The organism is Aliisedimentitalea sp. MJ-SS2 (genome assembly GCF_032586155.1).
Taxonomy (GTDB): Bacteria; Pseudomonadota; Alphaproteobacteria; order Rhodobacterales; family Rhodobacteraceae; genus JAWHTC01.
In genome coordinates, this window is record NZ_JAWHTC010000002.1 from 77510 (window position 1) to 100505 (window position 22996).

24 protein-coding genes are annotated in these 22996 nt (G+C 61.4%); 10 read left to right on the forward strand and 14 right to left on the reverse strand.

Going from position 1 to position 22996, the window contains the following annotated elements; genetic code table 11:
- Window positions 1-37 precede the first annotated feature (37 nt).
- From RXV86_RS06805 to RXV86_RS06825, 5 genes are all read left to right on the forward strand, one after another.
- Window positions 38-868, forward strand: coding sequence for an SDR family NAD(P)-dependent oxidoreductase (locus RXV86_RS06805; RefSeq protein ID WP_316300194.1), 831 nt, complete (start codon window positions 38-40; stop codon window positions 866-868).
- Between the two features lie 93 nt (window positions 869-961).
- On the forward strand, window positions 962-1159 hold the full coding sequence (locus RXV86_RS06810) for a twin transmembrane helix small protein (RefSeq protein ID WP_316298614.1): 198 nt from the start codon (window positions 962-964) through the stop codon (window positions 1157-1159).
- Between the two features lie 3 nt (window positions 1160-1162).
- Entirely contained in the window at window positions 1163-1732 is a 570-nt protein-coding gene (locus tag RXV86_RS06815; RefSeq protein WP_316298615.1) for a cob(I)yrinic acid a,c-diamide adenosyltransferase, read from the forward strand.
- A 333-nt stretch (window positions 1733-2065) separates the two neighbouring features.
- Window positions 2066-2824, forward strand: coding sequence for an electron transfer flavoprotein subunit beta/FixA family protein (locus RXV86_RS06820; protein WP_316298616.1), 759 nt, complete (start codon window positions 2066-2068; stop codon window positions 2822-2824).
- On the forward strand, window positions 2824-3750 hold the full coding sequence (locus tag RXV86_RS06825; protein WP_316298617.1) for an FAD-binding protein: 927 nt from the start codon (window positions 2824-2826) through the stop codon (window positions 3748-3750). The genes RXV86_RS06820 and RXV86_RS06825 overlap by 1 nt, the downstream gene beginning before the upstream one ends.
- A 92-nt stretch (window positions 3751-3842) precedes the next feature.
- Here RXV86_RS06825 and RXV86_RS06830 read toward each other — a convergent pair whose 3' ends face one another.
- A complete protein-coding gene (locus tag RXV86_RS06830) occupies window positions 3843-4691 on the reverse strand; it encodes a DUF6473 family protein (RefSeq protein WP_316298619.1) in 849 nt (282 codons plus the stop codon).
- A gap of 189 nt (window positions 4692-4880) precedes the next feature.
- Between RXV86_RS06830 and RXV86_RS06835 the strand changes: the two genes are divergently transcribed.
- Window positions 4881-5756, forward strand: coding sequence for a 3-hydroxybutyryl-CoA dehydrogenase (locus tag RXV86_RS06835; RefSeq protein ID WP_316298621.1), 876 nt, complete (start codon window positions 4881-4883; stop codon window positions 5754-5756).
- Between the two features lie 225 nt (window positions 5757-5981).
- On the forward strand, window positions 5982-6629 hold the full coding sequence (locus tag RXV86_RS06840) for a HigA family addiction module antitoxin (protein WP_316298622.1): 648 nt from the start codon (window positions 5982-5984) through the stop codon (window positions 6627-6629).
- 3 nt (window positions 6630-6632) lie between these two features.
- On the opposite strand, the gene RXV86_RS06845 is transcribed toward RXV86_RS06840, so the two are convergent.
- Both RXV86_RS06845 and RXV86_RS06850 read right to left on the reverse strand, forming a co-directional pair.
- Window positions 6633-7460: a TauD/TfdA family dioxygenase gene (locus tag RXV86_RS06845; protein WP_316298623.1), complete on the reverse strand. Its 828-nt coding sequence runs from the start codon at window positions 7458-7460 to the stop codon at window positions 6633-6635.
- A gap of 75 nt (window positions 7461-7535) precedes the next feature.
- A complete protein-coding gene (locus tag RXV86_RS06850; protein ID WP_316298626.1) occupies window positions 7536-8306 on the reverse strand; it encodes a sulfite exporter TauE/SafE family protein in 771 nt (256 codons plus the stop codon).
- 184 nt (window positions 8307-8490) lie between these two features.
- Here RXV86_RS06850 and RXV86_RS06855 point away from each other — a divergent pair, with 184 nt between their 5' ends.
- Window positions 8491-10149 carry an acyl-CoA dehydrogenase family protein gene (locus RXV86_RS06855; RefSeq protein ID WP_316298627.1) on the forward strand — a complete coding sequence of 553 codons (1659 nt, stop codon included), beginning with the start codon at window positions 8491-8493 and terminating at the stop codon, window positions 10147-10149.
- 244 nt (window positions 10150-10393) lie between these two features.
- On the opposite strand, the gene RXV86_RS06860 is transcribed toward RXV86_RS06855, so the two are convergent.
- The 4 genes from RXV86_RS06860 to RXV86_RS06875 form a co-directional block, all read right to left on the reverse strand.
- Complete coding sequence (locus tag RXV86_RS06860) at window positions 10394-11152, reverse strand: SDR family oxidoreductase (protein ID WP_316298628.1); 759 nt, start codon at window positions 11150-11152, stop codon at window positions 10394-10396.
- Window positions 11149-12627, reverse strand: a complete 1479-nt coding sequence (locus RXV86_RS06865; protein WP_316298629.1) for a carnitine 3-dehydrogenase — start codon at window positions 12625-12627, stop codon at window positions 11149-11151. Before RXV86_RS06865 ends, RXV86_RS06860 begins: the two co-directional genes overlap by 4 nt.
- A 57-nt stretch (window positions 12628-12684) precedes the next feature.
- Window positions 12685-13023 (reverse strand): hypothetical protein, encoded by a 339-nt coding sequence (locus tag RXV86_RS06870; protein ID WP_316298631.1) that lies wholly within the window; start codon window positions 13021-13023, stop codon window positions 12685-12687.
- A 304-nt stretch (window positions 13024-13327) separates the two neighbouring features.
- Window positions 13328-14239, reverse strand: a complete 912-nt coding sequence (locus RXV86_RS06875; RefSeq protein WP_316298632.1) for a 3-keto-5-aminohexanoate cleavage protein — start codon at window positions 14237-14239, stop codon at window positions 13328-13330.
- 102 nt (window positions 14240-14341) lie between these two features.
- Between RXV86_RS06875 and RXV86_RS06880 the strand changes: the two genes are divergently transcribed.
- Window positions 14342-15286 (forward strand): helix-turn-helix domain-containing protein, encoded by a 945-nt coding sequence (locus tag RXV86_RS06880; protein WP_316298633.1) that lies wholly within the window; start codon window positions 14342-14344, stop codon window positions 15284-15286.
- 153 nt (window positions 15287-15439) lie between these two features.
- Here the strand turns inward: RXV86_RS06880 and RXV86_RS06885 are convergent, their stop codons facing one another.
- From RXV86_RS06885 to RXV86_RS06915, 7 genes are all read right to left on the reverse strand, one after another.
- Window positions 15440-16306 carry a lysophospholipid acyltransferase family protein gene (locus RXV86_RS06885; RefSeq protein ID WP_316300196.1) on the reverse strand — a complete coding sequence of 289 codons (867 nt, stop codon included), beginning with the start codon at window positions 16304-16306 and terminating at the stop codon, window positions 15440-15442.
- A gap of 71 nt (window positions 16307-16377) precedes the next feature.
- Window positions 16378-16656 (reverse strand): HPr family phosphocarrier protein, encoded by a 279-nt coding sequence (locus tag RXV86_RS06890; protein ID WP_316298634.1) that lies wholly within the window; start codon window positions 16654-16656, stop codon window positions 16378-16380.
- A gap of 34 nt (window positions 16657-16690) precedes the next feature.
- On the reverse strand, window positions 16691-17086 hold the full coding sequence (locus RXV86_RS06895; RefSeq protein ID WP_316298636.1) for a PTS fructose transporter subunit IIA: 396 nt from the start codon (window positions 17084-17086) through the stop codon (window positions 16691-16693).
- Between the two features lie 16 nt (window positions 17087-17102).
- Complete coding sequence (gene rapZ / locus RXV86_RS06900; RefSeq protein WP_316298638.1) at window positions 17103-18020, reverse strand: RNase adapter RapZ; 918 nt, start codon at window positions 18018-18020, stop codon at window positions 17103-17105.
- Window positions 18021-18047: 27 nt separating this feature from the next.
- Window positions 18048-18467 (reverse strand): HPr kinase/phosphatase C-terminal domain-containing protein, encoded by a 420-nt coding sequence (locus RXV86_RS06905; protein WP_316298640.1) that lies wholly within the window; start codon window positions 18465-18467, stop codon window positions 18048-18050.
- A gap of 44 nt (window positions 18468-18511) precedes the next feature.
- Window positions 18512-20200: a sensor histidine kinase gene (locus tag RXV86_RS06910; RefSeq protein WP_316298642.1), complete on the reverse strand. Its 1689-nt coding sequence runs from the start codon at window positions 20198-20200 to the stop codon at window positions 18512-18514.
- A 58-nt stretch (window positions 20201-20258) separates the two neighbouring features.
- The gene (locus RXV86_RS06915) at window positions 20259-20960 is read right to left on the reverse strand and encodes a response regulator transcription factor (protein ID WP_316298644.1); all 702 of its coding nucleotides are present in this window, start codon (window positions 20958-20960) and stop codon (window positions 20259-20261) included.
- Between the two features lie 362 nt (window positions 20961-21322).
- Here RXV86_RS06915 and RXV86_RS06920 point away from each other — a divergent pair, with 362 nt between their 5' ends.
- Window positions 21323-22921, forward strand: a complete 1599-nt coding sequence (locus RXV86_RS06920; RefSeq protein WP_316298645.1) for a phosphoenolpyruvate carboxykinase — start codon at window positions 21323-21325, stop codon at window positions 22919-22921.
- Window positions 22922-22996 lie beyond the last annotated feature (75 nt).

The following is a 22996-nucleotide window of genomic DNA, read 5'->3' on the forward strand; positions in this document are numbered from 1 at the left end:
GTCTGCATGACTGGCGCGGCAATTTCTTTCGCAGGGTATTATGGTAAAATCCGTCCTGATCACCGGCTGTTCCTCGGGTATCGGCCATGACGCCGCCCATGGGCTCAAGGCGCGCGGCTGGCGTGTGTTTGCAGGGTGCCGACAGCAAGGCGACTGCGATCGCCTTGCCGATGAAGGGCTGGAAACCGTCCATCTAGATTACTCCAGCCCTGATACGATCCACACCGCGCTCGATCATGTGCTTGATGCCACCGGTGGCACGCTTGACGCGCTTTACAACAATGGCGCCTTCGCCGTACCCGGCGCGGTCGAAGACCTGCCCACCGAAGCCCTGCGCGCAATTTTCGAGACCAATGTCTTCGGCCTGCACGAGCTGACCCGACAGGTCATTCCGGTGATGCGCGCCCAAGGACACGGCCGCATCGTCAACTGCTCCTCGGTGCTGGGCATGGTGCCGATGCGTTGGCGCGGCGCCTATGTCGCCACAAAGTTCGCCCTCGAAGGGCTCACCGACGTGCTGCGCCTAGAAATGCGCGACACCCCGATCCACGTCATCACACTCGCCCCTGGACCGATCACCTCGAAGATCCGTGAAAACTCGATCCCGCATTTCGAAAAATGGGTCGACTGGGAATCCAGCCCGCGCGCGGACCAATACCGCTCGGCCCTCCTCAAACGTCTCTACGAGGAACGCGACATGGACCGGTTTGAACTGCCCGCCTCGGCAGTGACCAAGAAACTCGCCCATGCGCTGGAATCCAGCCGCCCGCGTCCGCGTTATTACATCACCACGCCCACCTACCTGATGGGCGCGGCCCGGCGACTTTTACCGACCCGTGCGCTGGACTGGTTGATCTCCAAAGGGTGACCGATCCGGGAAAACCGCACTCCAGGAAAAAACACCCCTTCGCTTTTGTGCCTCCAACCACTACATCAGGCCAAACGGTGAAAGGAACACGACATGGCATCTGATCCCCTCTTTTGGGTTGTGGCAATCGCCTGTCTGGGCGTGCTGATCATCCTGATGATCGGCGTCGGTGGGTTTGCCAGGGGTGGTGAGTTCAACCGCAAACACGCCAACCGGATCATGCGCTACCGGATTGCCGCGCAGGCAGTGGCCGTTGCACTGATCCTGCTGTTTGTCTGGCTCCGGTACTGATCCATGGTGGTCCTGTCGAAAATCTATACCCGCACCGGCGACAAGGGTGACACCGCGCTGGTTGACGGGTCACGCCGCCCCAAGCATGACGCCCGCGTGTCCGCCTATGGCACAACGGACGAGTTGAATTCGACCGTGGGTCTCGCCCGGTTGCATGCCGGCGGTGCCGTCGACACCGCCCTGTCCCTGATCCAGAACGACCTCTTCGATCTCGGCTCGGACCTTGCCAACCCGACGACCGACGATGCGCAGGCCGAATACCCGCCCCTGCGCATGGTTGCGGCCCAGGTCGAGCGCCTCGAATCCGAGATCGACGCCATGACCAGCCAGCTCGAACCGCTGCGCAGCTTCGTCCTGCCCGGCGGCACGGCGCTGGCCGCCCATCTGCACCTCTGCCGCACTGTGGCCCGCCGGGCCGAACGGTTGGCCGTGGAACTGGCGGCGTCCGAGCCGGTCAACGAACACGCGGTGAAATACCTCAACCGCCTCTCCGACTGGTTCTTCGTGGCCGCCCGCATCGCCAATGACGGTGGCAAGGCGGATGTCCTCTGGGTTCCCGGCGCGAACCGCTAAACCGGACCATCCCTCCCTCGCCCCTGGTTGTTTGTTCAAATACTTACTTCCACTCCCAGCCAAGAACACCTCCAGAGACGCGTGAGGGCACGGGGGCGGGCGGGTGGGACGTGCCCGAACGCGTCTCTCCCGGCAAGTCCCGCACAACCGCACCAATCCATCGCCTGCAACATTCTGGCAAAGAATCCCCTGCAAAACCCGTGAACGCGACGTCGGTTGGCGCTAACGTGACGATTTTGCCCTGTTTCACCGCCCCACGAACCGCTAACAGAACCGGGAGAGCCGGAATCGCCGCATCCAAGCGGCATTGATTTGTTAAGGAGACCGCAGCCCATGAAGGTACTTGTGCCTGTGAAGCGCGTGATCGACTACAACGTGAAAGTCCGCGTCAAGGCGGACGGATCGGGTGTTGATCTTGCCAATGTGAAAATGTCGATGAACCCCTTTGACGAGATCGCTGTCGAAGAGGCCATCCGCCTGAAAGAAGCCGGCAAGGCCGCAGAAGTCGTCGCCGTTTCGATCGGCGTGAAGCAGGCTCAGGAAACCCTGCGCACCGCGCTCGCCATGGGTGCCGACCGCGCTATCCTGGTGGTCGCCGCCGATGACGTGCATACCGACATCGAACCGCTGGCCGTGGCAAAGATCCTCGCCAAGATTGTCGAAGAAGAGCAGCCCGGTGTTGTTCTCGCCGGCAAACAGGCGATCGACAACGACATGAACGCAACCGGCCAGATGCTGTCGGCGCTCTTGGGCTGGTCGCAAGCGACCTTCGCCTCGGAGCTGGACATCGACGGCGACAAGGCCGTTGTGACCCGCGAAGTCGACGGCGGACTACAGACCATCAGCGTCTCGATGCCGACCATCGTCACCGTTGATTTGCGCCTGAACGAGCCGCGCTACGCCTCGCTTCCCAACATCATGAAAGCGAAGAAAAAGCCGCTCGACGAAAAAACCGCCGCCGATTACGGCGTCGACGTCACGCCCCGCCTCGAGATCGTTTCGACGACCGAGCCGGAAGCGCGCAAGGCAGGCGAAATCGTGGGTTCGGTCGACGAGCTTGTGGCGAAACTCAAAGAAGCGGGGGCTGTGTAATGGCTGTTCTTCTTCTCGCAGAGGTCAACAACGGCGAACTGGCGATGGACGCCACCGCCAAGGCCGTCACCGCAGCCTCGTCGCTGGGTGAAATCACCGTTCTGGCCGCAGGCGCGTCCGCTGCCGCTGCCGGCGAAGCTGCCGCCAAGATCGACGGCGTCGCCAAGGTGCTGGTCGCCGAAGACGCGGCGCTCGGTCACCGTCTGGCGGAATCGACCGCCGCCACCATCGTGGCGCTGGCCGGTGATTACGAACACATCGTCGCCCCGGCGACCACCGACGCCAAGAACGTGATGCCGCGCGTGGCAGCCCTTCTTGACGCCATGGTGATCTCGGATGTGTCGGGTGTGGTCGACGCCAACACGTTTGAGCGCCCGATCTACGCTGGCAACGCCATCCAGACCGTCAAGTCGTCGGATGCCAAGAAGGTCATCACCTTCCGGACCTCGACCTTTGACGCTGCTGGTGAAGGTGGCTCCGCCGCCGTTGAAACCGCATCGGCCGCCGCCGATCCGGGCCTCAGCTCCTGGGTCGAAGACAAGGTTGCCGCAAGCGATCGCCCGGAACTCACCTCGGCAGGCGTTGTTGTCTCTGGTGGCCGTGGCGTCGGCTCGGAAGACGACTTCAAACTGATCGAGCAATTGGCCGACAAGCTGGGCGCCGCCGTTGGCGCATCCCGCGCCGCCGTCGACAGTGGCTATGCCCCGAACGACTGGCAGGTTGGTCAGACCGGCAAGGTGGTTGCACCCGAGCTTTACGTGGCCGTCGGCATCTCGGGGGCGATCCAGCACCTCGCCGGCATGAAGGACTCGAAAGTCATCGTCGCGATCAACAAGGACGAAGAGGCCCCGATCTTCCAGGTCGCCGATTATGGCCTGGTTGCCGACCTCTTCACCGCCGTACCGGAATTGATCGAAAAGCTCTGATCGCGGTGCGTTCAAGCGCACCCCATCAAAACCGAAAGGCCCGCCAAAAAACCCGGCGGGCCTTTTGCTTGTCCGGCTCACACGCCAAGGACCTACCACTCTGCCGCCGGATCGTGCAGCAGGTCCGCCAACTGCCCGGATATCGCCTTTGCCGCCTCGCGATGCGCAGCCGGGCCAAACATCCCCTTGGCTGCCGGGGCTTCCAGTTCACCGAAGACCATATCCCTGGTGCCCCGGGCCAGCGCATGAGGGCTGACCACCACCTCGATCACCTGAGCGGTCTGCGGGCGAAGACGTTCGATCATCCAGCGCTCCACCGCAAAAGGATCGTTCTGGGACTGGGCGTAGTCGGTCTTGTTCTCGGGGGCATGATCGGCAAACCACAACAAAACCGCCCGCGGCCCGATCCGCGACAAGAGAAGCTGCATCCGCGCCACCCAGGCGTGCTGCACTTCTTCGATGACCGCCCAAAACCTGTCCGGCGCCCTATCTGCCAGCGTTCCCAACATATGACGGGTAAAGTGGAACTCGGTAAAGTCGACGTCGCGAAACACCGCCCGCATCGTCGCTGACGCCTTGAGAAACCGGTCATTGCGCCGCGGATGAACCGAGTAGAACCGGTTTGACAGGTTATTGGCCCCCATCACCTGCACCACCGCATAACGCGCTTGCGATGCCGCCCGGATCATCATCGTATCGTTCAGAAAAACGTCGGCCCCGGCATTCATCTGACCGAAATTGACACAGGTCAGACCCAGTTCCCGCTCGACAAGATCCGGAAACGGATATTCAACGAATTTCCCGTAGGTCTCAGTCCCGCCAAGAAAGACGACATAGTCATGGTCTAATTGCCGCTTCGGACCGCGAAAGGTCAAACGGCTTTCACCGTAATTGCACGGGTCATAGTCTAGGGGCCCGCTCCCCACTTGTTCAAAGGTCATAACACCCACCAGATTTTTCACCCAGAAAGGAGAATCACACAATTCCATTTCCGAAAGGCTAACGAGCGAATTTGCCGAAACTTTTCCCGGGCCACCCTGTTTTCACCCCCCGAACCAGCCCTTGCACCTGCCCCGACAAGAGGCCTATTCTCGCGCAAACGAGATCACCAATCGGAGCCCGCAAACATCATGGATATCAACAAGGTCGGCGTGATTGGAGCAGGGCAGATGGGAAACGGGATCGCCCACGTGATGGCCCTTGCGGGCTATGATGTGGTTCTCAACGACGTGAACCAGGATGCTCTGGAAGCCGCCCTGGGCAAGATCGACAAGAACATGGAACGCCAGGTCAGCCGCGATCTGATATCCGTCGATGACAAGGCCGGCGCTCTGGCCCGGATCACCCCCTCGCTCGAGGTGGCGCAGGTGGGCGAAACTGATCTGGTCATCGAATCCGCAACCGAAAACGAGGATATCAAGAACAAGATCATCGAAGGGCTGGTGCCGCATCTCCAGCCGCATACGATCGTCACCTCGAACACCTCGTCGATCTCGATCACCCGCCTCGCCGCACGCACCGACCGGCCCGAAAAATTCATGGGCTTCCATTTCATGAACCCGGTGCCGCTGATGAAACTGGTCGAGCTGATCCGCGGCATCGCCACGGATGAAGAAACCTACCAGACCTGCCTCGGCGTGGTCGGCAAGCTGAACAAGACCGCCGCCTCGGCCGAGGACTACCCGGCCTTCATCGTCAACCGCATCCTGATCCCGATGATCAACGAGGCCTGCTACGCGCTCTACGAAGGCGTCGGCAACGTCGCCTCGATCGACAACGCAATGAAGCTCGGCGCCAACCACCCGATGGGCCCGCTGCAACTGGGCGATTTCATCGGACTCGACACCTGCCTCGCGATCATGCACGTGCTGCATGACGGGCTGGCCGATACCAAGTACCGCCCCTGCCCGCTCCTGACCAAATACGTCGAGGCCGGATGGCTGGGCCGCAAGGCCGGGCGCGGCTTCTATGACTATCGCGGCGAAACCCCGGTGCCCACACGCTGACAAATCGGGCACTGGCCCCGGTTCTCTTTCTTTGACCAAATACTCAAACCCGCCACGCACGCCGGGCACCTTCGCCTGAAAGCCGCGCGCAACCCGCCGCAGAGCGGGGGGGCGGCTGGGTGGGCCGCGCTCCGCGGTGGCGCCGGGTTTTCTGCCTGTTTCCGTCCCAGCCTCGATAGGATACAGAATGTCGCACCCGACCACGTGACAACACCGGATTCGCCCATGAGCACCGTCATCCCCGCCAGCCCCGTCGAAATCTCCGATTGGCTCGAAGAGGACAAGATCGTCCTTGTCGACGTCCGAGAACCTTCGGAATACGAAGTCGAACACATCACCGGCGCCCTGCTGCTGCCGCTGTCCAGTTTCGAGGCCGACCTGTTCCCCTCCCTGCCCGGCAAGCGGCTGGTGCTGCACTGCGCCGTCGGCAAACGCTCCGAAGCGGCCGGCAAGATGCTGCTGAACGAAGGTCATGACGATGTCGCCCACATGACCGGAGGAATGGACGCGTGGAAGGCCGCGGGCCTGCCGACCGAAGTCCAATTGCTGCCCCCCGGTGAAGAGAAGACACCCGAACCCGTCTTCCTGTGCCCTCCCCCCGGCACCGTGCTGCGCGAGGAATACCTCGAACCGCTGAACATTCCGGCGGGCGATCTGGCCTCGGCCATCGGCATGCTCGAAGGCCGCCTCAAGGGTCTGATCGACGGCTCCGAGAAAATGACCGTGGAAATGTCGATGCGGCTGGCGCGCTACTTCTCCACCGCCGCCGATTTCTGGATCCGCCTGCAAGTCGAACACGACATGGAACGCGCCCGCCACGCCATCGGCGACGACATCCGTCGCTCGATCACCCCGCGCACCCAAGCGGGCTAGGTTTCAGGCGGCCTCCAGCGCGCAGCCTTCAACCGTGACCCGGTGCATATAACGCCGGTGCCCGTGATAATCATTGATCGCCTTGTGCCATGTCGCCCGGTTGTCCCACATGGTCACGTCACCATCCTGCCAGCGCACCCGGCATTGGAACTCGGGCTTCTGGCAATGGGAATAGAGCATGTGCAGGATCGCATCGGACTCGGCCTCGGACAAACCGTCGATCCGGGTGGTGAACTGTGGGTTCACGAACAACCCCTTCCGCCCTGACAGGGGATGGGCAATCACCACCGGGTGCAGCGCGTCCTGGGTCGCCAGGTCCGCATTGCCGACCCGCCCGGTCCGCGTCGCTTCCGAATCCTGTTGGACAGCCCCGAACACGTGACGCGACGAATGCCAGGCATGAAGCCCGTTCAAAATCTCCTTGAAGCGATCCGACAGCGCATCATAGGCCGCCCCCATGGAACAAAACGCGGTGTCGCCGCCGAAAGGCGGTGTTTCGATCGCATGCAGGATCGACCCCATCGCAGGCGCATGATCATAGGCGTGATCGGTATGCCATGACTCGCCGATGGCGCCGGTCTGATCCGCTTCTTTCAAAACGATGGCAATCTCGGGATGGCTATCCAGCCGCTTGAAAAACCGGTTCACGTTGATCGTTCCAAAACGACGGGCAAATTCCAGGTGATCGTCCGGTGTGATAGTCTGCCCCCGCAGCGTGATTACGGAATACCTCACAAATGCGTCCCTGATATCATCCAGTTGCGCCGGATCACGCAGATCCGCCCCGAATATCTCGGCTCCAAGCCCGCCGGTCAGTGGTCGGATGTCCATGTTTCGCGCCCCCTTTTAACTCCATATCCACGATCAGAGTACAGGCACGACCCTACGGCGCAAGCCATGGCTCGCCTACCCCATCAATCCCCGCCGGATCAGGTTCAGCCCTGCAATGATCAGAACAAGCATGGTCAGGCGCTGGAACAGCCTCTGATCCACGCGATCATGCAAGGCGAACCCAATGGCCATACCCATCAGCGCGGGGAGGGTTGTCACCATGGCAAAAGGCAGCGTCTCGGCCCGAAGCACGCCCGACCCCACATGCGCTAGCAACAAAGCCACGGACCCAAGGCCATAGAGCACGCCCTGAATGCGCATCTGGTCGGGCTTCGGCGTGTCCAATGCGGTCAACAACAGCACGGTAGGCGGACCCCAGGTTCCGGACACGCCCCCCATCGCTCCGGCAATCGCGCCCGCCGCCAACTGGGCTCGAAACCGCACAGCCTCGTTCAGCTTGGGCCTCCAGCCGATCAACTGAAGCATGGTAAACGTCACCACCGGCACCCCGATCACCAGAAACATGATCTGCTCGGGGATCGACCGTACCACTTGCGCGCACAGCACAAGCATCACACCAGCTACCAGCAGGAACGGCACGAAGGCCCGAAGCGACGCCAGCGCCGCCTTGATCCCCTGGCGAAACCCCTGCCAAAGATTGCTGAGCAAAACCGGGAACAGCAGCCCCGCCAGCGCCAGTTCCGGTTCGATGAAGCTGCCCATCCCAGAAATCAGGATCAGCGGCATGGCAAACCCGACAAGCCCCTTAACAACCCCGGCAAACAGGGCAATGGCAAGACATAGGGTGAAAACCTGCGCCGACATCAGCGATAAAATGGCGTCCATACCCCGTCTTATCACCCCGTTCGGTGCATGCACCGATTAAATGAGGCCGCGACTCCGGGGCGCAAGATTTGAACAATCCTCGCCGCCATGCAGCATAATTGTTGCGCTGCACCTGCAAAGTGATTACACCGTCCCGGACTGAAAACGCCCCCCGGGGCCTTACGGATTCGCCGAGAGCTTGACCATGACCGACATCATCCTTCCCGACCTTCTGAAACTCACCGCCGCCGCCGTTGACCCGGCGCAATCCGTTCTGGACAAAGCCCTGGAAAAACTGCGCGACGCCGTCAGCAAGGATGGTCGCGTTTCGGCCGGTCTGATCGAAGCCAACCAAGGGGCAGCCCACGGCGTTGCATGGCTGGCGACCTATGTCGAAGCCCTGCGCCAGATGCAAAAATGGGCCGAACGGATCCAAGGCGAAGGCAAGTTCGGCGAGGTTGAGCAACTGATCCACCAGATCGCCTTTGGCGAATACCTGCACCATATCGCCGGTGGTATCCCGATGAACCAGGGCGAAGTCGTGCGCCTGCAGGAAATGGGCCTTGGCTGGGACGCACTGTCGGGCTTCCAGTCGAGCGAAGTGCAAACCCTGATGGCCTCGGCCAACACGCAGGCCGCGCGCGTGCGCCTTGTGGAACTGATGCAGGAACGCGCCGCCGAAATCACCGTCGGCGTCACCGGGCTCGACGACGAACTGGAAATGATCCGCGAGCAGTTCCGCCGCTACGCGGTGGAAAAGGTCGAACCCTTCGCCCACGAGTGGCACCTAAACGACGAGCTGATCCCGATGGAAGTGATCGAGGAACTGGCCGAAATGGGCGTCTTCGGCCTGACCATCCCGGAAGAATACGGCGGGTTCGGCCTGTCCAAGGCCTCGATGGTGGTGGTCAGCGAAGAACTGTCACGCGGCTATATCGGTGTTGGCTCGCTTGGCACCCGCAGCGAAATCGCCGCGGAACTGATCGAAGGCGGCGGCACGCAGGAACAGAAAGAACACTGGCTGCCCAAGATCGCCAGCGCTGAAATCCTGCCGACCGCCGTCTTTACCGAACCCAACACCGGCTCCGACCTCGGCTCCTTGCGCGCCCGCGCGGTCAAGGACGAGAACGGAGATTACAAGGTCACCGGCAACAAGACCTGGATCACCCACGCCGCCCGCACCCACGTGATGACCCTGCTGGCCCGCACCGATCCCGAGACCACCAACCACACCGGGCTTTCCATGTTCCTGGCTGAAAAGACGCCAGGCACTGACGACGCCCCCTTCCCCACCGAAGGCATGTCGGGCGGCGAAATCGAAGTGCTGGGCTATCGCGGCATGAAAGAATACGAGCTGGGGTTCGACAATTTCCACGTGAAGGGTGAAAACCTTCTCGGTGGCGTCGAAGGCCAGGGCTTCAAACAGCTGATGAAAACTTTCGAGGCCGCCCGCATCCAAACCGCTGCCCGCGCCATCGGCGTGGCGCAATCGGCGCTGGATCAGGGCATGCAATACGCCCAGGATCGCAAGCAGTTCGGCAAATCCCTGATCGAGTTCCCGCGCGTGGCGTCGAAACTCGCCATGATGGCCGTAGAAATCATGGTGGCGCGCCAGCTCACCTATTTCTCGGCCTGGGAAAAAGACCACGACCAGCGCTGCGACCTCGAAGCCGGCATGGCGAAACTTCTGGGCGCCCGCGTCGCCTGGGCCGCGGCCGACAATGCTCTGCAGATCCATGGCGGCAACGGTTTCGCGCTGGAATACAAGATCAGCCGCATCCTCTGCGACGCCCGGATCCTCAACATTTTTGAAGGTGCCGCAGAAATTCAGGCCCAGGTCATCGCCCGCCGCCTGTTGGGCTGATCACCTCACGCCGGGGTCGCGGCACTCCCGCATCTCCGCGTGCCCGCTGCGCGGGCTCTTGTCGATTTTGGGCCCGGCCTCGCTTTGCTCGGAGCCGATGGGGTCCAGGGTCGCGAATAAGCCAAAATGCAGCGCGCTGTTAATCGGTTCGTTTTGAGTATTTCAGCTAAGAAAGAGAGCCAGGCCCTGCGCCTCTTTCTTGGCAAAATACTCCCCGCGGAGCATCCCGAAGCCGCGCCTTGCCTCAGGGTTTGGGATCGGGGTTCTCGGTATGGCCATCGACCGCGATCACTTGACCCGAGATGTAGCGCGCCGCGTCCGAGCCGAGGAAAAATGCCGTCTCGGCAATGTCGCGGGCCTCGATGAAGGTGCGCATCGACGTGCCCGAAGCGTAGCCCTGGTAGACCTGGTCACGGGTCATACCCTTGGCTGCGGCTTCACGCGCCAGAACGCCTTCCATCCGTTCACCTTCGACAGCCCCCGGACAGATTGCGTTGGCGCGAATTCCGTACGGGCCCAGCTCCATCGCCAGGGTCTTCATCAACCCGATCACCGCCCATTTCGCGGCCGCGTATGGTGCCCGGTTCGGATAGCCGAACTGGCCGGCGGTAGATGACGTTATGATGATCGCGCCCTTGCGCGCCTGTTTCATCAGCGGCGCGCCGTGTTTTGCCGCCAGAAACGCCCCTTCCAGATTGACGCTGACGCAATCGCGCCAATCGTTCAGGCTGACATCCTCAATCGGCGCTGTCGGCCCGGCAACCCCGGCATTGGCGCAAAGCACATCCAGACCGCCCGCTGTGCCCACCGCCTCGAACACCGCGCGTTTCTCTTCTTCATTTGCCACGTCGCAATGAAAGGCGTGCCAATGATCCGGAACCGCGGCCAAGCCAGCCTCGTCGATATCGGTGATCCACACGTCATAGCCACCTTCATCGAACCGTTCAGCCATCGCCCGGCCGATCCCCGAGGCCCCTGCCGTGATCAGAACCCGTTTGCTCATCTTGAACCGATCCCGGCGCCCAGCCCCTGCGGCGTTGGCAGCGCGGAGTGCGCCCGCGCCACTTTGGTCAGCGCCTGTTCGATCTGTGGTGCAGGCGGGCTGCTGCGTCGGGTCTCCAGGCTGACATGCAGCAGCATCTGTTCGCAGGTCGCCACGACCGTGCCCGCTTCATCGCGCATCTCCATGAACAGATGCATCTTCTTACCCTGCCCCTCGATCACCTGGGTATGAACAGTGATCAGCGCCCCGGCATGGGCTTCACCCAGGTGTCGGATATGGGTTTCGGCGGTGAAATAGCTGCCCCCATTGGCGATATACTGCTCGTCACAGCCGATCATCATCATGAACCGGTCACTGGCATTGGAAAACGCCTCGAGATAGCGGCTTTCATTCATATGCCCATTGTAATCCAGCCATTCGGTCGGCACCGCCCGCCGCGCCGTCAGCACCGGTTTGGACAGATCGTCCACCTCGTCCACATGGCGGCGCAACCCGGCATGGGCCTCGATTGCCATGTCGTGTTTGCGCTGAATGGCACCGGCGCCCCAGTCCATGCGGTAAAGCCCGCGAATCTTGCTGACCAGATTGGCATCGCGGATCCGTTCCAATTCACGGATCGTATAGTGCCCCGATTGCGCGTCAGACTGATCCGCGATCGTATCGATCAACTCGTCGGTCAGGTCGGGCACATCCATCAGCTTGGTCCAGGGCCATTGCAGCGCCGGACCGAACTGGGAAATAAAATGGCGCATCCCGGCCTCGCCACCGGCCACGCGATAGGTCTCGAACAGCCCCATCTGCGCCCAACGCAGGCCAAAGCCATAGCGGATCGCATCGTCGATCTCTTCGGTGGTGGCGATCCCATCCTTGATCAGCCACAGCGCCTCGCGCCAGACCGCTTCGAGAAAACGGTCGGCGACATGAGCGTCGATCTCTTTCTTCAAATGCAGCGGGAACATGCCCAGGGTGGTCAGAATATCCCGCGCCCGGTCGATCAGCACATCGTGGTTGATCGGTGTTGTGACCAGCTCGACCAGCGGCAACAGGTAAACCGGATTGAACGGATGTGTCACCACGATCTGTTCAGGCTTCGGCTGACCTTCCTGCAATTCGCTGGGTTTGAACCCGCTGGTGGACGAACCGACGATGGTCTCCTCGCCCACATGGGTCATCACCTCGCCGTAGACCTTCTGTTTCAGGTCGAGCCGTTCCGGCACACTTTCCTGCACCCAGACCACCCCATCGACCGCCTCGGCGATGCTGTCGTGAAAGCTCAGCTTGCCCTCATCCGGCAAGGCCACATTGCCCAGTCCGGGCAGGCTGGCGCGGGCATTGGCGATCACCTCGCCGATCTTGCGCTCGGCCTCGGGGTCCGGGTCGAACACCTGCACGTCCCATCCGTTCAGAAGAAATCGCGCGGCCCACCCGCCGCCGATCACACCACCGCCAATGATTGCCGCTCTCGTCATGGTCATCTCCCTCGTACCGGCGCTTTCGTTCGAACTCGGCACATATGTCTTGCTGTTGTCGCTTTATTCACACCGAACCAGGAACAGCCAATCCCCGTCTTCGGGCTGCATCCGGATCGCATCGGCCCCATCCTTCAGAACCATGTGTTCTTCTTCATAGTGGTCACCTTGATCATTGCAGGCCAGTGTCAGGCGCACGCCGTCTTGCCCCCGCGCGCTCTGGACAAAGGTCACGGCACAGCCGTTCCTGTAACCTGTGACCTCATACTCTGAAAAAATCACCCGATCCTGTGCCGCACACCCGGCAGGTTTTTCGGTCCAGCTACCATGCCACCACGCGGTATCGGCGCCTGCCAATCCCGGCAGCATCGCCGCCGCGACCGCACCCATCAGTCGATGCAAATCTCTAACTCCTGTCCGTTGTCATCCAGGTGCGGAATACATCCGAACTCTGGGGTTGTCGTTGAACATGTGCGGCTGTCGGACAGGCAAAACCCCGTGCAATCGCTGGCCTTGCTGCAGGATTTGCCTGCGTCTGGAGTATCCCGGAAGCACATCAATGCGCCGGTGATCCCACCGCTCTGCCAGCGGCCGCCGTCGGCATCGCACTGCGCCTTTGCCGCGCGGACTTGATCATTCGAGCGGCCCAATGGATCGGGCTGGCATCCTGCTAGCAGGACAAACACCACGATCCAGACGCCACGCATCACACCGGCCGCGCCCGCTTGACCAGCCCCAGCTTCTCGCGCACCGCTTCTGGCCCAATCACCCGCGCGCCCATACCCTCGATGATGCCCACGGCACGCTCGACCAGTTGCGCATTGGTCGCCAACACCCCCTTGTCGAGCCACAGGTTGTCTTCCAGCCCCACGCGCACATTGCCTCCGGCCAGAACGGCAGCGGCGACATAAGCCATCTGGTTGCGGCCCAACCCAAAGGCGCTGAAGGTCCAGTCGTCGGGCACGTTATTGACCATCGCCATGAAAGTATTGAGGTCATCCGGCGCGCCCCACGGCACCCCCATACACAGCTGCACCAGCGCCGGGCTCTCCAACACACCATCCTTGACCAACTGCTTGGCATACCACAGATGCCCGGTGTCAAACGCCTCGATCTCGGGCTTCACCCCGAGATGCGTCATCATCCGGCCCATGGCCGTCAACATGCCCGGCGTGTTGGTCATCACGTAATCGGCCTCGGCAAAGTTCATCGTTCCGCAATCCAGCGTGCAGATCTCGGGCAGACATTGCTTGATATGTTCCACCCGTTCGGCCGCGCCGATCATGTCTGTACCCTCCTGCACCGGGAACGGGTGCTCGGTCGGGCCGAAAATGATGTCCCCACCCATACCGGCGGTCAGGTTCAGCACGACATCGACGTCGGATTCCCGAATACGGTCGGTCACTTCGCGATACAGCGCCAGATCTCGGCTGGGCACGCCGGTCTTCGGGTCACGCACGTGACAATGCACCACCGCCGCACCGGCGCGGGCGGCCTCGATGGCGCTGTCGGCAATCTGCTCGGGGCTGCGCGGCACATGCGGAGAGCGGTCCTGCGTGCCCCCCGATCCGGTTACGGCACAGGTGATGAAAACCTCACGGTTCATGGTCAGCGGCATCGGCGAATCCTCTCCAGGCTTGTCATTTTTTCCAGTATTCCCCGGCTTGCCCATCTTAATTTGATCTTTTACGAAGCCTTTATGTCATCATCCGAAAAAAACATGCCCCTCAATGCCGCCATCCTCGTCCTTGAGGATGCCAACCTGCTGTCGCTGGCCGCCACGGTCGATCCAATGCGTGCCGCCAACCGCCGCTCGGGGCGCAGGTTGTTCACCTGGGAGTACTACACGGCCACCGGTGCAGCCGCCGCCTTGACTTCGGGCCTCTCCGTCCCCGGCCCCGCCATCGAGCGGTTGAATCGTTCCGATCTTCTGGTGGTGATCGCTGGTTTCCGATTGGAGCGCCACGCCACACCCCCTCTGCTGGCCTCGCTCCGCCGCCTAGCGCCCCATTGCGAGACCATCGCCGGGATCGACGGCGGCAGCTGGCTCTTGGCCCGCGCCGGGCTCCTGGACGGTCATTACGCCACCACCCACTGGGAAGACCTGGCCGAGTTCACCTCGCGGTTCGACGCCATCACCGCCCTGCGCCACCGCTATGTCAGCTCGGGCAAATACCTCACCGCCGGCGCCGCTGGCCCGGCGCTGGACTTGATGCTGTCGTTTATCGAGGACCGCTTTGGCTCACGGCTCGCCCGCGACGTGGCCGGCGCCTTCCTCTACGCCCCCTCGCCCGGCTCGGATCAACCGCAAACCCCACATTCCGGTCCGGCCCTGGCACGGCGCCACCCGGTTGTGGCCCGCGCCCTCACTCTCATGGGCGACAATATCGAAACACCGCTGCCGATCACGACCATCGCCAAAATGCTCTCGCTGTCGCCGCGCAGTCTCGAGACCCGATTTGCTCGCGCCCTGAGCCAATCGCCGAAATCCGCCTACCTCGCCCTGCGCATGGCCGAAGCCCACCGCCTGGCACTGGAAACCAACCAGCCAGTGCAGGAAATCGCCTTCGCCACCGGCTTTTCCTCGCAATCCTCGCTGTCACGCGCCTTCCGCTCGGCCCATGGCAGCTCGATCCGCGCGCTGCGCCAACAGCAACTCAACTAAGGCCCTCGCACACCCCTGCTCTTCCCTTTGCCGGAAATATCCCCGCCGGAGGCTCCCCTGCCAACCGCACACGGCAACGCCGGTTACGACGCGTTACCACTCCACTATCTGATTATCCTTGCACCGTAGCGCGCATCCGGATCACCTTGCGGATCACTTTTCCAACGACAGCGTATGCTCGCGCAGCCAGGCCATAAAGCCACGCGGGTCGCTCTCCAGCATCGTGCGTTGTTCATCGTCGATCGGATGGCCCACCACCGGTGAATGCGGCTTGTTACAGCTCTTGATGATCTCGCGCAGCAAGAGGCCCTGGCGCACCGTCGCCGACAATTGGTTGGCAATCTGGTAGGTCCGCGTGTTCTGCCCGCGGAAGTGGATCGGCACCACTTGCGCGCCGGACCGCCGGATCATCTGGGCGGTGAACACGTTCCACTCGCGTTCGATCACCGGGCCGAACATCGTGTCGGACGAGGCCACGACGCCGGACGGGAACAGCGTGACCAGCCCGCCATTTTTCAGATGCGACATCGCCTCGCGACGCATCTCAACAAATTTCTGCTGGGCATCCGGCTCATAGGGGAACGGTACCGGGATCATGTAGCTCGAGGCCACCTCGTCGATGCCGGTCAACAAGGCGCGTGTCAGGATACGATAGTCATTGCGCACGCGCCCGATCAGATCCGCCAAGATCATCCCATCGGTCAGCCCATGCGGGTGGTTCGCCACCACCACCACCGGTCCCTCCTTGGGAATGCGGTTCAACTGTTCCTGCGGAGTCTGACGGTCGATCCCCATCACGTCCAGCGCCGCTGGCCAGAACGCCTGACCGCGCGGGGCGCCCATCCGCTCGAACTTGCGCACCATGCGGATGATGCTCAGCTTGCCGGTCAGCCATTCGATGCTTCGGATCACGGTCGATTTCATCCGGCTGTCAAACGAGTTGGCATAGGTCAGCGACCGGCGGTCATGCTGAATGACCTCAGGCTCACTGCCCTCAAGCGGCGTATCTGCCACTTCCATGCTGTCCCGGTAACTCTCTACCAACCGGTCATCCCCATTTGTCGGCCTTGCCCGGGTGTCTCACCCTGGCCTCAGCTGTCCTCTCCGAACCGGTCGGCCACCAGCGCTTCCAGCGCGTCGACCAGGGCCTCGGCGTCCGGTCCGGACGTTTGCACGTCAATAGTGCTTCCTTTCGGCGCTGCCAACATCAAAAGCCCCATGATGCTGTCGCCGCTAGCGCTCAAACCATCCCGGCTGATCTCGGCATGGGCGTCAAATCCCTCGACCACCTCGACCAGTTTGGCCGACGCGCGGGCATGCAGGCCCTTTTCGTTGATGATGTTCAGCTTGCGTATGGTCAGTTCGGTCATGTGTCGTTGTTCCGGGAAATTTGGGTCATGCGGCTCACGAGTCGGCGCTGATCGTCTGGCTGTCTATATACTTGCGTCCGGCGTCCATCGCCAATCTTGACGCTTCGGCCACGGTCAAGTGGCGGGATTTCGCAAGCTTGATCAACATCGGCAGATTAGCACCGTAAAGAATACGACGGTTGTCCTGGGCACAGGCCATCAGCGCCAGGTTCGAAGGCGACCCGCCGAACATGTCCACTACCACGATGACACCATCGCCCTGGTCGACCTCGTTGGCGGCCTCGCAAATCTCACGCTGTTTCTTGGCCCGGTCGCAATCGGCGGCAATCGCCACGGCACGTGCGCCTTTCTGCTGCCCGATCACGTGCTCGACTGCGGCCAGGTACTCCCTGGCCAGCCCGCCATGTGCAACGATCACGATACCGATCAAGCTCGTTCCCTTCCGGTTACGCCTTTTTTGCCGCCCTGCGGCGTTCCAACTCGCGATGCCTAATTGACACTTGCCAGCCCGCTTCCGCAAGGGTCCGGGCCAAGTTTTCTGCCAACGTTACCGACCGGTGTTGCCCGCCAGTACATCCAAACCCGATACTGAGATGCGCCTTGCCCTCCTCGGAATAGGCCGGCAGCAGCATTTCAACCAATCCGCGCACCTGGTCGAAGAACGCCTCGTAACGGACATCCCCGGCTACGTAGTCACGAACCTCGGCATTGGTGCCGTTCAAGGCGCGCAAGCTCTCTTCCCAATAGGGGTTCTTCAGGAACCGGCAATCGAACACCATGTCGATGCCGCGCGGCAACCCGCGCTTGTAGGAGAACGAGTTGACCGACACCGCCAACCCCCGCCCGGCCTCGGGCGCAAACCAGCGCTCAACCTCGGCGCGCAGGTCATGCGGGGTCATTTCAGACGTATCGATCAGAATGTCGGCCCGTGCCCGGATCGGCACCAGCAGGTCGAACTCGCGTGCGATTCCTTCGGCGGGACTTTCCGCCGGAGCCATCGGATGACGGCGGCGGGTTTCGGAAAACCGCCGTAGCAGAACATCTTCGCGGCAATCGAGATAGAACAGCTCCAGCGGCCTGCCGTAACGCTCATCAAACCCGTCGATTGCCTCGATGGCAGCCGCCACCGAAAACTCGCGGTTGCGCGTGTCTATGCCCAGCGCCAGCGGGCGGTCGTGATCCGGGCCGTCCAACAGCCTCGGCAACAAGCTCAGCGGCAGGTTGTCGATCGCCTCATACCCCAGGTCTTCCAACACCCGGATCGCTGTTGACCGACCGGCCCCCGACGGTCCGGTAACCATCACACAGCGCGGGGCTGCCAGTGTTTCACGTTCGTTTCGGATGTTGCCTGCTTCGGATTGCATCCACCAAACCTTCCATCGGTCACAGTCTCAATCGCTACGTCCAGCCCTGAGATATTGAAGAATCGCTGCCGGAAAACATCCGGTATCGACATTGTGAAGCACGGGCAGGGAAATCCCGAGGATTTCCTTGCTGCGAAACGGGGGTAATCTATCGCGCTCTTTCTGATCCAGGTCCACGATCAGCTCCAGCGGTGCCTCGTCCTCGGTACGGGCATTGAGAATGCCGACAAAACGCGCCTCAATCCGACCTCTGAGCGCCTCCGGAGCCCGGGCGATGAGCGTTTCAGCTTGGCGGTACAACATCACCCGGTCATCGGCCACCAGCGTGGCGCCCAGCGCCATCAACTCCAGCGCCAGGCCCGATTTTCCGGCCCCCGACGCACCAAGGATCAAGACCGCCTTGCCACCATGGGCGACACAACTGCCGTGAATGATGTCATCTTGCATCAAGACCTACCTGCACAGGAACTGTGGCAAATCATTGTTGCCGGTCAAACCGGCAGACCAACCACGAAACGTGCGCCCAGTGGATCGCTGGTGATGTCGGCATCCGTCGGGCGGATGTTCTCAGCCCAGATCACACCGTCATGGGCTTCGATGATCTGTTTCGAAATCGCCAGGCCAAGGCCCGAGTTGTTGCCGAACTGACCCTCGGGGCGCTCGGAATAGAACCGCTTGAAGACCTTCTGCAACGCCTCTTCCGGGATGCCCGGACCGGTATCCTCGACCACCACCAGCACCCGGTTCTCCCGCTGCCTGGCCCATACACGAATGGCATCGCCATCCTCGCAGAACGAGGTCGCGTTGGTGATCAGGTTGACAAAGACTTGCGCCAACCGCGCCTCGAGCCCGTCGATGATGATCGGTTCGCTCGGCAGGTCGGTGATGAACTCGACCCCCTTGGAACTGGCATCCTCGCCTAGGAACTGGCACAGGTTGCCCAGCATCTTCAGCAGATCAAAGCTCTCCTGCTCTTCCTTGACCAGTTCACTATCCAGACGCGACGCATTCGAGATGTCGCTGACCAGCCGGTCCAGGCGGCGCACGTCATGCTCGATCACATCGAGAAGCTTGTTGCGCTGCTCTTCTTTCTTGACCATGCGCAGGCTGCCCACGGCGCTGCGCAGGCTGGCAAGCGGGTTCTTGATTTCGTGCGCCACGTCGGCGGCGAATTGTTCGTTGCCGTCGATCCGATCGTAAAGCGCGCTCACCATGCCGCGTAATGCCCCGGACAGGCGGCCAACCTCATCAGGCCGCGCGGTCAGGTCGGGAATTCGAATACGCCCGCCCGCCTTCTTGTGGCGGTTGTCCTTGTCGCGGCCAATTTCGGCCGCCTCTGCCAGGTCGCTCAACGGGTTGGCAATGGTCGAGGCCAGAACAAGGCTCAGCCCAATCGACACCACAATGCCCACCACGAACATGCGCAGCACCCGCTCGCGCTCGGCCCGAACCAACCGGTCGATTTCACCGCTCGTCGAGGCCAGCGCCACCACCGCCACTGTCGCACTGCCCTGCATCACCGGCGTTGAGACCATGTAGACCCGGCCCTCGCCCTCGCTGCCCGGGGCAAGCTGCGGACCGTTAACAAGCGTCGGAGCCACCATGTCGCGCGCCTGATCTTCAACCGCAATCAGCGGCTTGGCCAGCTTGTCGCCAACAAAGAACCCGGCGCTTTTTTCCCACAGCCAGGACAGACCATCGGTCAGATAAGTGTTGGTGCCTTCATCGACGTCATCGACCAGGCCCTTGATCCCGCGCCCGCCGGCCGTCCCAACCAGTGTACCCGAGGTATCGAACAGGAAGACCTGCACACCGCGGCGCATATCCAGACCGCGCAGCGTGGCATTGACGTTGATCCCGTCACCGGCAGCAATGTTGACCGGTGCCACGCCTTGCATCTGCACTTCGAACGTGTCGGCAATCAGTTCAGCCTCGCTCACCAACCCGCGAGTGCGTTGCATGGCCAGCCCGTCGCGCGACGAGTTGAGAAAGAAGATCCCGGCGACAAGGATATTCAGGGCAATCAGGTTGAAAGTGATGATCTTCCGCGCCAGCGGCGACCGGCGCAACGAGAAAAAGCCGCGGTTCTCGCGGCTGACGCGCATCTCGTCGTCAACATTGGCATTCGGGGCGACGAAATCGTCGCCCAGAACAATGTCACCATCACGGTCTGCCACCATGTCGCGCACGTCGATCCTTTCGATCAGGCTTCCTGCCCGCGGCTGCTACTCTGCGCCGTCACTCTTCGTTGTAACGGTATCCGATCCCGTAAAGCGTCTCAATCGCCGAGAACTCGGGGTCGACGCTGCGCATCTTCTTACGCAGGCGCTTGATATGGCTGTCGATGGTGCGGTCGTCGACATAGACCTGATCGTCATACGCCACGTCCATCAGCTGGTCGCGACTTTTAACAAAACCGGGACGCTGGGCCAGTGCCTGCAACAACAGGAATTCGGTCACGGTCAGCGAAACGTCCTTGCCCTTCCAGGCCACCGAGTGACGCAGCGGGTCCATCCGCAGATCGCCGCGATCCATCACCTTGGTTTCTTCGGTGTCCCCGACGATATCGCCATCCACCGCTTCCTGGCGACGCAGCAGCGCCCGGATACGTTCCACCAGCAAACGCTGGCTGAAGGGTTTCTTGACGTAATCGTCCGCCCCCATGCGCAGGCCCAAAACCTCGTCGATTTCGTCATCTTTCGAGGTTAGGAAAATCACCGGCATAGTGGTTTTCTGCCGCAAACGTTGGAGCAGGTCCATTCCATCCATACGCGGCATCTTGATATCCAGAACCGCCATATCGGGTAGTTTTCGGTTAAACGCGTCCAGCGCCTGCTGGCCGTCGTGATAGGTTTCGACCTCAAATCCCTCTGCCTCAAGGGTCATGGCCACCGATGTCAGAATATTCCTGTCATCGTCCACAAGGGCGATTTTCGACATTATAATTGTCCTTATTGCTGCTCGTTATGCCTGTTTTTTCAGGCACAATCCCCTTTTTCCTCTTTACAATCAATCCCAAACTGCGAATCAGCCGGGTTTTCCCCACGATTGTGACGCGAAAAACGCTTAGGAATGGCTAAATTGCCTCACATTCTGTTTCAGATCGGAAACTGGTTGCGCTAAAACCGGTGTGGTTGCGCTAACTGCGGCAAAACCATCCTGTTCCCATTTGCTCAGGCCATGTTATGAGGCCGCACCGGGCCCGTCGGGCTTCGGTCGACCGGGTGTTGTGCCCGGATCGCAAGACATGACCAAGGACCAGGATCCGCGCCATACGCGGGCATATCAGGAGCAATTGAAACATGACATCTGGACGGGTAAACCCGAACTTCCGGCTCGAGGATCAAGGCATCGCGGGGCTGGGCAATGTCAGCTACAATCTCATGGAGCCCGCGCTGATCGAAGCCGCGCTCAAGAACGGTGAAGGCCATCTCGGCAATGGCGGCACCTTTCTGGTGTCCACCGGCAAATTCACCGGCCGCTCGCCCAAGGACAAGCATGTCGTCAAGACCGCATCGGTGGCTGACAGCATTTGGTGGGAAAACAACGCCGCAATGTCGGAACAAGGCTTTGACGTTCTTTACGAAGACATGCTCACCCACATGAAGGGCAAGGACTATTATGTTCAGGACCTTGTTGGCGGTGCCGACCCCGAATTTGCGATCAACGTGCGGTTCGTCTCGGAACTGGCCTGGCACAACCTCTTCATCCGTCACCTGATGCGCCGCCCGTCGCGCGAGGCGCTTGATGGTTACGTTTCGGATTTCACCGTCATCAACTGCCCCAGCTTCCAGGCCGACCCGGCCAGGCATGACTGCCGCAGCGAAACCGTGATCGCGATGAATTTCGACCGCAAGATTATCCTGATCGGCGGCACCGAATATGCCGGCGAGAACAAGAAATCGGTCTTTACCCTGCTGAACTACATGCTGCCGGAAAAAGGTGTCATGCCGATGCATTGCTCGGCCAATCACGCTGCCGGAAACCCGGTCGACACCGCCGTGTTCTTCGGCCTGTCGGGCACTGGCAAGACCACGCTGTCGGCCGACCCGGCCCGCACCCTGATCGGCGACGACGAACATGGCTGGTCCGACACCGGCGCGTTCAATTTTGAGGGCGGCTGCTATGCCAAGACCATCGGTCTCGACCCCGAGGCCGAGCCGGAAATCTATAACACCTGCTCGATGTTCGGCACCGTAATCGAGAACATGGTCTATGACGAAGAGACCAAGGAACTCGACTTCAACGACGATAGCCTCACCGCCAACATGCGCTGCGCCTATCCGCTGGAAGCGATCCCGAATGCCTCGGACACTGCGATTGGCGGGCACCCGAAAAACATCATCATGCTGACCTGTGATGCGTTCGGCGTGCTGCCTCCCATCGCCCGGCTGACCCCGGCACAGGCGATGTATCACTTCCTCTCGGGCTTCACCGCCAAGGTCGCCGGAACCGAGCGTGGCGTGACCGAGCCGCAGCCGACCTTCTCGACCTGTTTCGGCGCGCCCTTCATGCCGCGCCGCCCCGAGGCCTATGGCAACCTCTTGCGTGAAAAAATCGCCACCCATGGCGCAACCTGCTGGCTGGTCAACACCGGCTGGACCGGCGGTGCCCACGGCGTTGGCTCGCGGATGCCGATCAAGGCAACCCGTGCGCTTCTGACCGCCGCTCTGGACGGCTCGCTGAACGAGGCCACCTTCCGCAAGGATCCGAATTTCGGCTTCGACGTACCGGTGACGGTTCCGGGTGTTGACGCCGGTCTTTTGGATCCCCGCTCGACCTGGGAAGACAAAGACGCCTATGACGCCGCCGCAGCCAAGCTGGTGGGCATGTTCGCCGATAATTTCGAGCAATACCTGCCCTACATCGACGAGGACGTGAAAGCGGCCACCATCGGGTAAAGTGCGTGCAAGCACACACCCTACGTGAAACGCCCCGCCTGGCAACGGACGGGGCGTTTTCCGTTCTGTCGCCAC

Bases quoted from the DNA above. Each gene is read 5' to 3' on its own strand.
- RXV86_RS06825 (WP_316298617.1), top strand. From the start codon at position 2,824: ATGGCTGTTCTTCTTCTCGCAGAGGTCAACAACGGCGAACTGGCGATG.
- RXV86_RS06865 (WP_316298629.1), bottom strand. From the start codon at position 12,627: ATGACCATGACGAGAGCGGCAATCATTGGCGGTGGTGTGATCGGCGGC.
- RXV86_RS06830 (WP_316298619.1), bottom strand. From the start codon at position 4,691: ATGACCTTTGAACAAGTGGGGAGCGGGCCCCTAGACTATGACCCGTGC.
- rapZ (WP_316298638.1), bottom strand. From the start codon at position 18,020: ATGCAATCCGAAGCAGGCAACATCCGAAACGAACGTGAAACACTGGCA.
- RXV86_RS06835 (WP_316298621.1), top strand. From the start codon at position 4,881: ATGGATATCAACAAGGTCGGCGTGATTGGAGCAGGGCAGATGGGAAAC.
- RXV86_RS06815 (WP_316298615.1), top strand. From the start codon at position 1,163: ATGGTGGTCCTGTCGAAAATCTATACCCGCACCGGCGACAAGGGTGAC.
- RXV86_RS06860 (WP_316298628.1), bottom strand. From the start codon at position 11,152: ATGAGCAAACGGGTTCTGATCACGGCAGGGGCCTCGGGGATCGGCCGG.
- RXV86_RS06905 (WP_316298640.1), bottom strand. From the start codon at position 18,467: ATGCAAGATGACATCATTCACGGCAGTTGTGTCGCCCATGGTGGCAAG.
- RXV86_RS06820 (WP_316298616.1), top strand. From the start codon at position 2,066: ATGAAGGTACTTGTGCCTGTGAAGCGCGTGATCGACTACAACGTGAAA.
- RXV86_RS06875 (WP_316298632.1), bottom strand. From the start codon at position 14,239: ATGCCGCTGACCATGAACCGTGAGGTTTTCATCACCTGTGCCGTAACC.
- RXV86_RS06880 (WP_316298633.1), top strand. From the start codon at position 14,342: ATGCCCCTCAATGCCGCCATCCTCGTCCTTGAGGATGCCAACCTGCTG.
- RXV86_RS06890 (WP_316298634.1), bottom strand. From the start codon at position 16,656: ATGACCGAACTGACCATACGCAAGCTGAACATCATCAACGAAAAGGGC.
- RXV86_RS06850 (WP_316298626.1), bottom strand. From the start codon at position 8,306: ATGGACGCCATTTTATCGCTGATGTCGGCGCAGGTTTTCACCCTATGT.
- RXV86_RS06810 (WP_316298614.1), top strand. From the start codon at position 962: ATGGCATCTGATCCCCTCTTTTGGGTTGTGGCAATCGCCTGTCTGGGC.
- RXV86_RS06915 (WP_316298644.1), bottom strand. From the start codon at position 20,960: ATGTCGAAAATCGCCCTTGTGGACGATGACAGGAATATTCTGACATCG.
- RXV86_RS06885 (WP_316300196.1), bottom strand. From the start codon at position 16,306: ATGGAAGTGGCAGATACGCCGCTTGAGGGCAGTGAGCCTGAGGTCATT.
- RXV86_RS06840 (WP_316298622.1), top strand. From the start codon at position 5,982: ATGAGCACCGTCATCCCCGCCAGCCCCGTCGAAATCTCCGATTGGCTC.
- RXV86_RS06910 (WP_316298642.1), bottom strand. From the start codon at position 20,200: ATGGTGGCAGACCGTGATGGTGACATTGTTCTGGGCGACGATTTCGTC.
- RXV86_RS06845 (WP_316298623.1), bottom strand. From the start codon at position 7,460: ATGGACATCCGACCACTGACCGGCGGGCTTGGAGCCGAGATATTCGGG.
- RXV86_RS06855 (WP_316298627.1), top strand. From the start codon at position 8,491: ATGACCGACATCATCCTTCCCGACCTTCTGAAACTCACCGCCGCCGCC.
- RXV86_RS06920 (WP_316298645.1), top strand. From the start codon at position 21,323: ATGACATCTGGACGGGTAAACCCGAACTTCCGGCTCGAGGATCAAGGC.